The 13,215-nt window shown below is 66.0% G+C and carries 5 protein-coding genes; 4 read left to right on the forward strand and 1 reads right to left on the reverse strand.

All coding sequences use genetic code 11. From position 1 onward, the window contains the following. The first annotated feature begins 346 nt into the window (after positions 1-346). From HGI30_RS02040 to HGI30_RS02050, 3 genes are all read left to right on the forward strand, one after another. The gene (locus HGI30_RS02040) at positions 347-5,797 is read left to right on the forward strand and encodes an S-layer homology domain-containing protein (protein ID WP_168906166.1); all 5,451 of its coding nucleotides are present in this window, start codon (positions 347-349) and stop codon (positions 5,795-5,797) included. Positions 5,798-6,111: 314 nt separating this feature from the next. After that, the gene (locus HGI30_RS02045; RefSeq protein WP_168906167.1) at positions 6,112-6,795 is read left to right on the forward strand and encodes a response regulator transcription factor; all 684 of its coding nucleotides are present in this window, start codon (positions 6,112-6,114) and stop codon (positions 6,793-6,795) included. Further along, positions 6,792-8,255 carry a HAMP domain-containing sensor histidine kinase gene (locus HGI30_RS02050; RefSeq protein ID WP_168906168.1) on the forward strand — a complete coding sequence of 488 codons (1,464 nt, stop codon included), beginning with the start codon at positions 6,792-6,794 and terminating at the stop codon, positions 8,253-8,255. Before HGI30_RS02045 ends, HGI30_RS02050 begins: the two co-directional genes overlap by 4 nt. A 193-nt stretch (positions 8,256-8,448) precedes the next feature. On the opposite strand, the gene HGI30_RS02055 is transcribed toward HGI30_RS02050, so the two are convergent. Next, positions 8,449-10,926 carry a family 43 glycosylhydrolase gene (locus HGI30_RS02055; RefSeq protein WP_168906169.1) on the reverse strand — a complete coding sequence of 826 codons (2,478 nt, stop codon included), beginning with the start codon at positions 10,924-10,926 and terminating at the stop codon, positions 8,449-8,451. A 470-nt stretch (positions 10,927-11,396) separates the two neighbouring features. Between HGI30_RS02055 and HGI30_RS02060 the strand changes: the two genes are divergently transcribed. Beyond that, complete coding sequence (locus tag HGI30_RS02060; protein WP_206110002.1) at positions 11,397-13,157, forward strand: glycoside hydrolase family 2 protein; 1,761 nt, start codon at positions 11,397-11,399, stop codon at positions 13,155-13,157. Positions 13,158-13,215 lie beyond the last annotated feature (58 nt).

Below are 13,215 nucleotides of genomic sequence, written 5' to 3' on the forward strand. Positions count from 1 at the left end.
GTCATCGCAGCTCCGGAGGCGGCGGAGGTCGAGGGAGGGTAGTCCGGACCCCGTCATCGCAGCTTCGGAGGCGGTAGAGGTCGAGTGAGAGTAGTCCGGACCCCGTCATCGCGGCGTCGGAGGCGGCGGAGGTCGAGCGAGAGCCATCCGGTCCCCTTCATCGCCGCCTGTCCATTTCTGCTGAGCCGATTCCCCGAATAACGAATTTACCGTTTCTCCATCTGCCTCTGATGCCCGGATAACAAACGTTCTTTAGCCTAGTAAAGATGGGTTCGGAAATGAGAGACATCGGATCGCGGACAGGCGGAGTGGACAGGCCTGCTGCGACAAGAGGAGGAACAGGCAGATGCCGAATGAAGAAAAGCGCCGGGGGCTCCAGGCTGAGGGATGGATGACGGAACAAACGCCGGCGTCCGCCAGCGGGACTAGCCTCGGAATCGAAGAGGCCGCTGGCGGGAAGGCAGTTGGCTCCGCTTCGGACGTTCACGCCCGCCGGCAGGACGGTCAGCGCCAGCCGAATGAGCAATTCTCCCGGCAGGACAAGCTGCCCGGCCGGCTGCATGTGCAGCGCCGTCTGCGCGACATGCAGCGACGCCTGCGGAACATGCCGTGGCGCAAATGGCTCGCCGGCGGACTCGCCGCCAGCCTCATCGCGGGCGTGCTGCCCGTCGCCGGCCCGCTGCCGGAAGCGGCGGCGGCCCCGGCTCCGAACGGCGGCTCGCTGTCGCCGGTCATCGTGACGGAGATCGTGCCGGACCATGTCGGGACGGACGTGTACGAATTTTTTGAGCTTCACAACGGAAGCGCCGCTCCGCAGGACGTGACGGACGCGCTGTATTACCGGTATACGGCCAGCAGCTCGCCGGATCTGAAGTTCAGCCTCCCGGCGAATACCGTGCTTGCCCCCGGCGAGACGAAAGTGTTCTGGAACAATACGGAGAAGAAGGCGGTCGCTTCGTTCAATGACTTCTACAGGACGGAGCTGGCGGAGAGCCAGGTCGTCTCCTTGCCGACCCAGACCGGTGGCTTCTCGGCGTTCGCCAATGACGGCAACCGCGCCGTCGTCGTCAAGAGCGAAGGCCAGGACAAGGCGATTGCCGCTTATGTAAAGGCTGACATCAGCAGCAGCGGTACGACCCTCGGCGTCCACTATCAAGCCTCCCGCACCGCCGAGCAAGGCAAATACGCCGTGCTGGCCGTGCCGACGCCGGGCTCGGTCGAGGCGGGCCAGCTGCTTGCGCCGCCGCCTGCCGTCGTGCAGGGCCAGCCGGTCGTCGCGCATGAGCCGGCCGCGTCCGCCAAGGGCGGACAAGCGCTGCCGATCGTCGTTCAGGTGGCGGACGGCGACGGCCAGCCGCTTCCGACGGCAGCCGCGACCGTCTATTACCGCACGGTCAACCAGTCCGTGTACAAAAGCGTCGCGCTGCGCTCCACGGACGGAGGCACGGCGTATGCCGGCAGCATTCCGGCGGCGGCCGTCGCCGAGGAGTCGCTGCTTTATTACATCCAGGCGGACAACGGCGGAGCCAAGGACACGACGCCGACGGCCGTCGTGCCGATCGATCTGCCGGAGCTCGATCCCGATCGGGTGCCGCCGCTGCTCGTCACCGAGGTGACGCCGGACACGGCGAACATAGGCGGCTCCGACGGATACGAGTTCATCGAAATCTACAATAATACGGATCGCGATCTTGATTTTGGCGACTACAAGCTCTATTACCGCTACCCGGACAAAGGGCCGGAAGCCGACGTCGTCTGGGCGAGCGATCCGGAGCAGGTGACGATCCCGGCGCGGAGCGCCATCGTGCTGTGGATCATCAACGGAGCGAACGGCTCGGCGACGGCCGCCCAGTTCAACGCGAACTTCGGCAGCTCGCTGGTCGAAGGGCAGAGCCTGTTCCGCGTGCACAGCGCCGGCATGGCCAACGGCTCGCCGCGCGCGCTCGTCGTCGGCACGAACGCGCGTGTCGACCTCGCGGTCGCTTCCTATGAGGGAGCGGACGTCAAGACGGACAAAGGCATCCAATACCGCTACCCGACGCTCGGCGGCAAGGATATGCTGAACCTCGGTCCGGCCGCGGCCAGATCGACTCCAGGAAGCGTAGAGGCGTGGCAGCTGCCCGCCCGTCCGGTCCATGTGGCGGAAGACGCGGCCGCTCCGGCGCTGCTCGACCGCACCGGCGTCGCCGAGGCGGACGCGGCCCAGGATCTCGACATCCGGCTCGAGGCGGAGGACGAGAGCGGCATTAAGTCCGTCCAGCTCCAGTACCGTACCGACAAGAGCGATTGGGCGAGCTTTTACCTGACGCGCGATTACAACGACACGTACTATCACTACCTCGTCCCGGCGGCCGACCTGATCGGCAAAAGCTACGTCGAGTACAAGGCCGTCGCCTCCGACGGCCAGAACCGGACGGAGCTGCCGGCCGTGCGCGTGCCGGTGAAGGACGGCCGCGACAAGTCGCCGCTGCGCCTGAACGTGGCCGAAGGCCAGTTCATCCGGGGCATCCATGCGCTCAAGGGCACGGCGGAGCAGCATGCGCCGGGCGAGCTGCAGCTGGCGCTGGACGGCAGGACGGTGACGGAGGGCGTGTACGCCTCGCTGGAGCAGGACGCCTATCTGGCGTTCGACGCGAGCGGCGTCGACTACTATTTCAAGAACGCGGTGACGATCGGTCAGGAGATCCTCTATACGTTCATGGATCCGATCCCGTCGTGGCGCACGCTGCTCTACCCGATCGGCCAGGAGCGGCTGAAGGCCGGCGACAACGGCATCTGGATCCGCGCCGGCTCCAAGTCCGGTCCTTTCGACGACCGCACGGAGGAAAACAAGGACGACTTCCAGATCCGCAACGTGCGCCTGATTCTGGCGGACGGGACGGTCGTCTACGATCCGGCCTTTGCGGACCGGAGCAAGGTCATTGACATGGGCGACTCCGCCGGCAAGCATGTCGGACTGGAGTTCAAGTTCCCGCTGCTCGCCGAGCAGCTGCGCTCCCGGACATACGCCTGGGATACGACGACGGCGGCGGACGGAGGGCATGAGATCGGCCTGACGGGACCGGGAGGGCTGTCGCTTGCCCGCCGCGTCGTCGTGGACAACACGGCTCCGGCGATCGCGCCGACCGTCGAGGAGGGCAAGACGTACCGCGGCGCCTTCACGATCGACGCGGCCGTCACGGATGCGCTCTCCGGCGTGAAGGCCGGTTCGGTCGCGGCGACGCTGGACGGCAAGCCGGCGAAGCTGCCTTACGCAGCGACCAGCTCTGCGCTGGGCGGCGGCGAGCATGCGCTCGTCGTCGCGGCCGAGGACAACGCCGGCAACCGGATGGAGCGGACGGTCCGCTTCCTCGTGCCGGACGAGAACCCGCTGGCGCCGGAGCTCGTCGCTCCGCTGCAAGGCGCGGACGTCTCCGGCTCCTCGGCGGAGCTGGCCGTGCGGGTCGTCGACCCGACGGGCGACGAGCTGAGCGTCGGCTTCTATCAGGGCTTCAAGCATAGCGCGGAGCGGAAGGAATCGTTCCGGGCGTTCACCGGCCAGGCGGCCGTCGAGCCGCCTCCGGTGCTGAAGCCGGACGGCGAGCGCGAGCTCACGGCGGAAGAGTACGCCCGGATCGCGTCGGAAGACGGCGACAAGCTGGTCAACGACAGCACGGACGCTTTCCCGTACCACCGCTTCGAGATCAAGCTGGACGCGGCGGTGAAGCCGCAGGACGAGGTCCGTCTGGCATGGAAGGGCAGCTCGCTCGCGGGCCGGAAGGTGACGCTGTACGCATGGAGCGCGTCTGCGGCCAAGTGGGAGCGTCTGGCGCAGAACGTGCCGGCGGACGAGCAGTCGTTCGAGCTGAGCGCTTCGGTGGAGGCGGGCGATTACGCCGTCGACGGCGTCGTGCACGCGCTCGTGCAGGACGAGATCGCTGCCGCCCCGGCAGCCGCAAGCGCGGACGGTCAGAAGGGCGGAGCTGCCGCCGCCTCCTCGGAGCGGGGCTATGACTTCTCCTTCGTCTGGATGTCGGATACGCAGTATTATTCCGAGAGCTGGCCTTTCATCTATGAGGGCAATACGAAGTGGGTGCTGGACAACCGCGATGCGATGGACATCAAGTACGTCATCCATACCGGCGACATCGTGGACAAGTCGTACAAGCCCGAGCAGTGGGAGAACGCCCAGCGGGCGATGAAGCCGTTCGACGACGCGGGCATGCCGTACGGCGTGCTGGCGGGCAACCATGACGTCGGCCACCAGACCGGCGACTATACGGAGTACGGCAAGAACTACGGCGAGGACCGCTTCAAGGACAAGCCTTACTACGGCGGCTCCTACGAGAACAACCGCGGCCATTACGACCTGATCTCCGCCGGCGGCCAGGACTTCATCATCGTGTACATGGGCTGGGGCATCGGCAAGGAGCAGATCCAGTGGATCGACGACGTGCTGCAGCAGCATCCGGAGCGCAAGGCGATCCTCGCCTTCCACGAGTACCTGCTCGTCTCCGGCAACCGCGCCCCGATCGCCGACGAGATCTACGAGCATGTCGTGACGAAGAACAAGAACGTGTTCGCGGTGCTGTCGGGCCACTACCATGACGCCGAGACGAAGATCGACGAGATCGACGACGACGGCGACGGCGTGCCGGACCGCAAGGTCTACCAGATGCTCGCCGACTACCAGGGCGCCGAGATGGGCGGCCTCGGCTACATCCGGCTGATGCAGTTCAATCTCGCGGCGAACCGCGTGGACATCAAGACGTACTCGCCGTACTTGGACGATTACAACTATTACGACACCGACGTGCATGGCAGCAAGGACGAGTTCAGCCTCGAGCTGAACCTCGCCCCCATGGTCAAGCGGGTCGCGACCGACTCGATGACCGCGAGCGTGTATACGCAGACGCCGATCGGCTCTGTGCAAAAGACCGCGAGCGGCGACACGGCGCGCGCGGCATGGACCGGCCTGACGGACGGGCTGCAGGAGTGGTATGCCGTCGCCCGCGACGAGCATAGCGGCTACGCGCGCTCCGACATCTGGAGCTTCGCGGCGAAGGGCGGCGCGACTCCGACGCCGACGCCGAGCGCAGAGCCGACGCCGACGCCGAGCGCAGAGCCGACGCCGACGCCGGATACGGGCACGGGTCCTGGGCCGATCGCGACGCCGACGCCGAGCCCGGGCCCGACGGCGAGCCCTTCGCCTAGCACGGCTCCGTCTCCGTCGCCGAGCGCCAGCCCGGCTCCGACGGCAAGTCCCGCGCCGCAGTTCAGCGACGTCAAGCCGGGCCACTGGGCGGTTGGCGCCATCAGCCGCGCGGCTGCGCTCGGCATCGTGACCGGCGACGCGGACGGACGCTTCCGTCCGGACGCCGGCGTCAGCCGCGCCGAGCTGGCGGCGATGCTCGGCCGCGCCCTCGGCTGGACGGACAGCGGCAACGCGGGCCGCTTCGCCGATGCGGCGAAGATCCCGGCGTATGCCCGAGGCTACGCCGCCCAATCGGCAGCGACCGGCATCATCGGCGGCTATGCGGACGGCACCTTCGGGCCGCAGCGCACGCTGACGCGCGCCGAGCTCGCCGCCGTCCTGGCCCGCGCCGCCGGGCTGCAGGCGCCGGCCGGCGCCAAGCCGGACTTTGCCGATGCGGCTCAGGTTCCAGCCTGGGCGAAGCCGTATGTGGCAGCGGTGCAGGACGCCGGCCTCATGAACGGCATCGGCGGCGGCCAGTTCGCGCCGGCTCAGCCGGTGACGCGCGCCCAGGCGGCCGCGGCGCTGATCGGGCTGATCGATCTGCAGGCGAACCGCGGATAAAAAGCAGAAGTCAGATACGGCCTTCCCTGGAACCGGGAAGGCCGTATTTCTATTTCCGGCATCCGATCCCTTTTCATGCGGCGGCGCGAAACGAGAATCATGCGGCGAACGGAGCGGGCCGGCGAGCGCTGTAGAGATGCGGACTGCCTTATGCTTTTAAACGAATTTTAACTATCGCAGCGCCTGCGGGAAAGACTATGATAAAAGGATCATTGCCCAGTCGATTCTCGGAGCGGGAGGCGCGGGTCGGCGCGAAAGGCGGAAAGCCAACGAGTGAAGCAGGCTCGGACCAAACGAAGCGGAGGAGGTATCGCATGAACGGAAAAGCGAGGCTGCTGTACATCGAGGACGACCCGGAGATCGGCGGCTGGCTGGCGCGCGATCTGCGGGAGCGCGGCTACGAGGTGGAGTGGCGGCAAAGCGGCGAAGGAGCGGAGACGCTCGCGGAGGCGGCCGACATGGCGATCCTCGACGTCATGCTGCCGGGCCTGGACGGCTTCACGGTCGGCCAGAAGCTCAAGCGGAGCTGCCCCGGCCTGCCCATCCTCATGCTGTCCGCCCGTTCGGCCGTCGAGGACAAGCTGCAGGGACTGCGCTTCGCCGACGACTACATGACGAAGCCGTTTCACCCGGAGGAGCTGGCCGCCCGCATCGAGGTGCTGCTGCGCCGCTTCGGCAAGGGCGAGGACCAGCCGGTGCGGCTCGGGCATCTGCTCGTGCGCCCGCGCGAGCTGACCGTCACCGACGGGGAGAGCGGGGAGGAGATCGCGCTGACGCCGAAGCAGCTGCAGATCCTGCTTTTCCTGCTGCGACACCCCGGACGCATCCTGACGAAAGAGCAGATATACGAGTCGGTGTGGGGAGAGCCGTACCTCGAGGGGGACAAGACGGTCATGGTGCACATCCGGTACCTGCGCGAACGCATCGAAAAGGACCCCGCCAACCCGACGCTGGTCGAGACGGTGCGCGGCATCGGCTATCGGGCGAGGCCGTCATGAGCCGCCTGCTCCAGTCGCTGCGCCGGCCGTCGCTGCTCCTGCGCTACGGCGGCATCGTGCTGTCGGCGATCGTCATGCTGCCGCTGCTGCTCATGCTCGTCGGGGTCGTGACGATGAGCTCGCTCGAATGGCTGTTTCCGCGGTCCGAGCCGTCCATCTATTCGGACACGACGAAGCTGCGCCTCGCCTGGGAGGCGGAGGCGGCCGCGATGGGCGGGGCAAGCGACGAGGAGGCGGCCGCCCGCCTGACGGCCTGGAAAGAGCGCTACCCTCGCTCTTATGTATTCCGGGTCGACGCAGCTGGCCGCCTGCGTGACGCCATGCCGAAGCGCAAGGATGTGCCGGAAGCCTGGTCCCCGGCCTTTACGGTCGAATATATGAAGGACGCGGTCAGCGGCGACCGCTACACGGTCGTCAGCTTCGTCGGCTCCTCGCGCGCGGAGGGGTTCGTCGCGCTGGAGGTGCCGCGCTATTTGACGCTGCCTTACTCGCAGCGGATGGACCGCGTGAGCGGCGGCGTCTACGCGGGCGGCGTGCTGCTCATGCTCGGCCTGTTCCTGCTCGTGTCGATGCTGTTTTTCCTGCGCATCCGCCGCCGCCTCGTGCGCCTGCAGGCCGCGATGGAGCGTCCGTCGGCCGGCGGCCTGCCGGAGCCGGTCGAGCTGTCGGGCTCCGACGAGATCGGGCGGCTCGAGGGCAGCTTCAACGGCATGGTGCGCCAGCTCGAGGACGCCCGCCGCCGCGAGCGGCAGGAGGAGGAGCTGCGGCGGGATCTCATCGCCCGTCTGTCCCATGACCTGCGCACGCCGCTCACTGTGCTGCGGGCCCATGCGCATACGCTCGCCAAGGAGCCGCTCGGACCCTCCGGCCGCGAGTCGCTGGCGCTCATGACGGGCAAGCTCGACTATCTCTCGGAAATGATGGAGAATCTCTTTTCCTACAATCTTCTGTCCGCCGGCAAGTACCCGTACCGTCCCGAGCGGCTCGACGCCGCCCGGCTCGTCCGCACGCAGCTGGCCGCCTGGTACCCGGCCTTCGAGCAGGCCGGCCTCGAGCTGGAGTCCGATCTGCCGGAGCAGCCGCTCTGGTGGACGGCCGATCCGCGCTGGCTGGAGCGCGTGCTCGACAACCTGCTGCTCAATGTGCTGCGCCACGCCGCCTCCGGCGGCTGGTGCGCCGTGCGCTTGACGGCGGAGGCGGGCGGCACGCTGCGCATCGAGGATCGCGGCCCCGGCATGGACGCTCCGTCCCCGGCCAAAGGGAGCGGGCTTGGCCTCGCGATCGCGGAGCTGATGCTGCACGAGCAGGGGCTGAGCCGGACGGTCCGGTCGTCGCCGGAGGGTACGGTCGTGGAGATTCGGCAGGCGGCTCGATCCGGCGCGGACGAAGCTGCGGGTCGCCTAACGGATGGAGGCGCGAAACGAGCCGGCGCGGTGAACGGCGGAGCGGAGCGGGTCTAGCGAGGGAAGCCGCAGCTCGGCTCGTCCCCATCTCGCAAGGTCTCCGCTGCCTTCGCGCGGCATGCCGGGCTTGCAGGCACGAAGTCCTCGGGAACGATCGGTTTTAAGCGCACGAAAAGCCCGGCCGGGTTCTTGATCCCGGCCGGGCTTTTTTCTGTCCACGCCGCTTTTCGTCGGCTGAGGCCCGCTGTACTTACGGCGAAACCTTGACGTTGTCGAAGCGGGTCTCGTTCTGCATGGAGCGCAGCCCGGCCTTGCCGTGCAGGAAGGCGGACGGGCTGTTGTCCGTGTACGTCAGCTTGGGCGCGTTCATGTCCCCGACGTAGACGCGGATGACCGGTCCGCTGACGGTCGCCTTCACCTTTTGCCAGGCTCCGGACGCAATCGTCATCGGCGCGTAAGCGAGCTGCTGCCAGCCGTAGTTCATCTTGCCGAGATAGACCCCGTCCGGCTTGATGAAGGCATAGTAGCCCTGCACGTAGTCGGGGTTGTTCGCCAGAACGGTGCCGTTGGACGGGTTGTTGACCCGCGTCAGGATGCCGGCGTCGCCGGTCGTGCCGACCAGCTTGATGTCCGCCTCGACGGAGTAGTCCGACCACAGCGAGGAGCCGATGACCGTCTTGGCGAAGCCGCTTCCCGCCGCCGCCAGCTCGCCGCCCGCGACGGACCAGCTGCCCTCGAAGCGCGTCCAGCCGTTGTCGTTGCCGTCGCCGAAGTCGTCCGTCAAGGCGCTCGGAGCCTGTCCCCGCTCGAACGTCAGGCTGCTGAAATCGAACTCGCCCTGGACCGTCTCGATCTTCAGCTCATGGTAGCCCGCCGTCAGGTACAGCCCTTTCTTGGCGACGTTGATCCACTTCTCCCAGTCGCCGCTGCCGCCCGCCTGCACGACGCCGGTCAGATCGGTCGCCCCGTCCCAGATGCGGAAGCTGACGGAAGGGAACGTCGTGGCGAGGCGGGCGGTCACGTCGTACAGGCCGGTCTCGGCGACGTTGACCCGGTACGTGAGCCATTCGCCCGGCTGGTTCCAGCCGACGACCTCCTTGCCCTCGGCCGCGGAGGAGCGGATGTCGACGCCGTCGCTCCGGTAGGCGCCGCCGGTATTGCCGGCCGTCAGGTCATGGTAGCCGGCTCCTTCCCCGCCCTTGCGGTAATGGACCGCCTCGATCGTGCCCGGCAGCGGCTTGTAGGCGTTCCAGACGCTGCTGCCTTGGACGTCGTTGCTGAACGCCGCATAGCCGAAGTCGGCATGGGCGTCGAGCGTCGAGTAGCCGATCCGGCCGCCGCCGAGCCCGGCGACGGAGCGCGTCTGCTTCTTCATGCCGTCCACGTAGATGGAAAAGGCCGCGCCGCGCTTCTCCACGCGGATCTGATGCCACTTCGTATAGTCGTACCCGGCGGGCAGGGCCGAGTATTGCCAGCCTTGCGACACGCCGCCGACGACGAAGTTCGTCTCCAGCCGGTTCAGCTTGCGGTTCAGCACGGCGGTGCCGTAGTTGTTCTCATCCGTGTAGGAGAATACCGACCCGTACAGCGGATTCGCGCTCGTGCCCATCTTGATCTGCTTGGCGTGGAACTCGGCCGTGTAGTCGGCTTCCGTCGAGGCGGCCGTCACCTGGCGATGCCAGACGGAGGTGCCGATCGTGTCCTGCCACATCAGCTCCTGGTTGTAGATGCCCCACGTTCCGCCGCCGACGTTGCTCCAGCCGGAGCCGATGGCCGTCCGCGCGAAGCGGTCCTCGAACGCCGGCGCGGCCGGATTCGGCTGGGCGGCGGTCGTCGGGCCGAGCACGGTCATCCGGCCGCCGTTCCAGGCAATGCGGTCGAGGTTCATCTTGCGGCCGGGATACGTGACGTTGCCCTGCGAGGCGTGGCTGTGGTAGACCATGTAGTCGGAGTCGAGGTCGGGTCCTTTCACCATGGAGTTGTGGCCGAGGCCGACGTTGCTTCCTTCCGTGCGGATAAGCACGGGATTCTGGCCCGCGGCAGGGACGAAGCCGGTCGTCGGGCTCGACCCGGTCGCGTAGTCGACGCGGTAGGCGGTGCTCCAGACGTGGTTGCCGGTATAGGTCATGTAGTAGGTTCCGTTCCGCTTGAACGTCGTCGGGCCTTCCGTCCAGCCGGCCATGGAGAACCCGGCGGACACCGGCGCGCCGAAGGAGACCGGCGAGCTCATCGGCCGGACGTCGATCCGCTCGGCTCCCGTCGAATAGAAGTACCAGCGGGCGTCGTCGTCGATGAAGACATGGCCGTCGATGCCCATGCCGAGATTGCCGGTCTGCACCGTGAACGGCCCGAGCGGGCTCGGACTCGACAGCACGTAGTGGCCGTTGCCGGCCGGGGACGTGTACATGTAGAACTGGCCGTTCCAGTAGACGACTTCCGGCGCGTAGGCGCCCTTGGTGACCGGATCGGTCGCGCACAGGCCGCGGTAGGTCCAGTCGACCAGGTTGGTCGAGGACCATACCTTTACGCCGGTCTGGTCGTCGACCGTGCTGACGTAAAGGTAATACACGCCGTTGAACTTCAAGATGTACGGGTCGCCCTCGCCGTAGAAATCTCCGTTGGCCCAATGCCAGGAGGAGGGCAGGGAGGAGGGATTGCTGTAGGCTCCCGCGGCGGAAGGGAGCAGCGCGAGGGCAGCGGCGGCGAGCAGCAGAGGCTTCCATTTCACGAACGATCATCTCCTTCGGATGGATGAAAATCAAACCTGGCCTTCAGGACGCGTCAGGCCTGTCGCCCGGCATCCCCTCCTTTCTGCGGAGTCCTATGATACCGTTTTCAATTCCGGAGTATAGCAAATCGGCTGGAAAATCGAAAGAACTATTTTCGATTTTATAGAATAAATGGTGAAAGCGGCGGTTTATTCCCGACTTGCTGGAGGTTAAACCCTTGAAGCCGCTATTTATAAGGAATAATAGAGGACGGGCAAGAAGAGGGGACATGCGTCTTCTTCCGCCTCGCACTCGCATCAGATGCTTTTTTCAGGAGGGAATGATACGAATTTAGGAAAAGAAAGCGTTGACATCAAGGAGGAATAGGGGCTATAGTCTCAATGAAAACAAATAAAATGGAATAAAACATAATAATGGTTATATTCCTCGATCCCGGCCTCGGGAGAGCAAAGGAGCGCGTGAAGCGATCATGACGACCAAAAGCTACATCAAGGACTATCCCCGACCTCAGCTGGTCCGGGACAGCTGGATCAGCCTGAACGGAGAATGGCGGTTCGGCTTCGACGACGCGGACGAGGGGGAGCGGCTCGGGTGGCCGCAGCGGTTCGGAGGGCGTCTCGCCATCGAGGTGCCGTTCACGTACGAGACCAAGGCGAGCGGCATCGGCAGCGAGGAGCATCACGACCGAGTGTGGTACAGCCGCTCCGTGGACATTCCCGCCGATGGGGAGGGCAAGCGCGCGCTGCTGCATTTCCAGGCGGTGGACTATCGGGCCAAGCTGTGGGTCAACGGCGTCTATGTCGGCCAGCATGAAGGAGGCTACGCGGCGTTCAAGTTCGACATCACGCAATATCTGGCTTTCGGCGCGGAGAACACGCTGACCGTCAAGGTCGAGGACAGCCTCGACGCGACGCAGCCGCGCGGCAAGCAGCGCTGGGTGAAGGACAGCTTCGAATGCTTCTACGTGCAGACGACGGGCATCTGGCAGACGGTATGGATGGAGTTCGTCGAGCCGTCCCATCTGGCAGCCGTCAAGACGACGCCCGACCTCGACGCCCGCACGGTCCGCTTCGAGTACGAGGTGGCGGGGCTGCATCCGGACCGCGAGCTGCGGCTGGAGACGGTCGTGTCGTTGAAAGGGCAGCCGGTCAAGCAGGCGAGCCTCGTCCTCGACCGGCCTTGGCTGCAGCTGGAGCTCGATCTCGTCCACGAGGCGAACGGCCCGTGGAAGCATAGCCACTGGTCGCCGGCGCATCCGAATCTGTACGACGTCGAGTTCGTCCTGTACGAGGACGGCCGCGAGGCCGACCGCACGCGGTCTTATTTCGGCATGCGCAAGATCTCGATCGAGAAGGGTCAGATCCTGCTCAACAACGCGCCGCTCTATCAGCGGCTCATTCTCGATCAGGGCTACTGGCCGGACACGCATCTGACGCCGCCGTCGGAGGAGGCGATCCTGGCGGATATCGACCGGGTGCTGGAGATGGGCTACAACGGCGTGCGCAAGCACATGAAGGTGGAGGATGCGCGCTTCCTCTATTGGTGCGACGTCAAGGGCGTGCTCGTCTGGTCGGAGATGGCGGCGACGTTCGAGTTCAACGACCGGGCGGTGGAGCGGTTCACGCGGGAGTGGATGGAGGTCGTGCGTCAGCAGTACCACCACCCTTCGATCATCGCCTGGGTGCCGTTCAACGAGTCGTGGGGAGTCATGAACATCCTCAAGGACGTGCGCCAGCAGAAATTCACCGAGGCGGTCTACCACTTGACCAAGGCGTTCGATCCGCATCGGCCGGTCGTGTCGAACGACGGCTGGGAGCACACCGTATCGGATATCCTGACGCTGCACGACTACGTCGAGCGCGGGGAGGAATTTCTCCGCCGCTATGCGGCCAAGGACGATATCGTCGGCAACGGGATCAGCTTCAACCGGTGGAAATACGCCTTTGCGGACGGGTACGCCTACCAGGGGCAGCCGGTCATCGTCAGCGAGTTCGGAGGCATCGCCTTCCGCTCCGAGAAGGGCTGGGGCTACGGCAGCCAGGCCGGCAGCGAGGATAGCTTCCTGGAGCGCTTCCGCAGTATCCACGAGGCGATCCGCGCGACGGATTATATCGTCGGCTACTGCTACACGCAGATCACCGACGTGCAGCAGGAGGTCAACGGGCTGCTGACCGAGGACCGCCGGCCCAAGGTGCCGCTGGAGAAGATCCGCGAGATCAATCTCGGCTAGAAGCTCGGTCAGCCCGGATTTGGCGAGGCCGACAGTCGGAGCCGAATTTGGCGAGGAT

Source organism: Paenibacillus albicereus (genome assembly GCF_012676905.1).
Taxonomy (GTDB): Bacteria; Bacillota; Bacilli; order Paenibacillales; family Paenibacillaceae; genus Paenibacillus_O; species Paenibacillus_O albicereus.

Bases quoted from the DNA above. Each gene is read 5' to 3' on its own strand.
- HGI30_RS02045 (WP_168906167.1), top strand. From the start codon at position 6,112: ATGAACGGAAAAGCGAGGCTGCTGTACATCGAGGACGACCCGGAGATC.
- HGI30_RS02060 (WP_206110002.1), top strand. From the start codon at position 11,397: ATGACGACCAAAAGCTACATCAAGGACTATCCCCGACCTCAGCTGGTC.
- HGI30_RS02040 (WP_168906166.1), top strand. From the start codon at position 347: ATGCCGAATGAAGAAAAGCGCCGGGGGCTCCAGGCTGAGGGATGGATG.
- HGI30_RS02050 (WP_168906168.1), top strand. From the start codon at position 6,792: ATGAGCCGCCTGCTCCAGTCGCTGCGCCGGCCGTCGCTGCTCCTGCGC.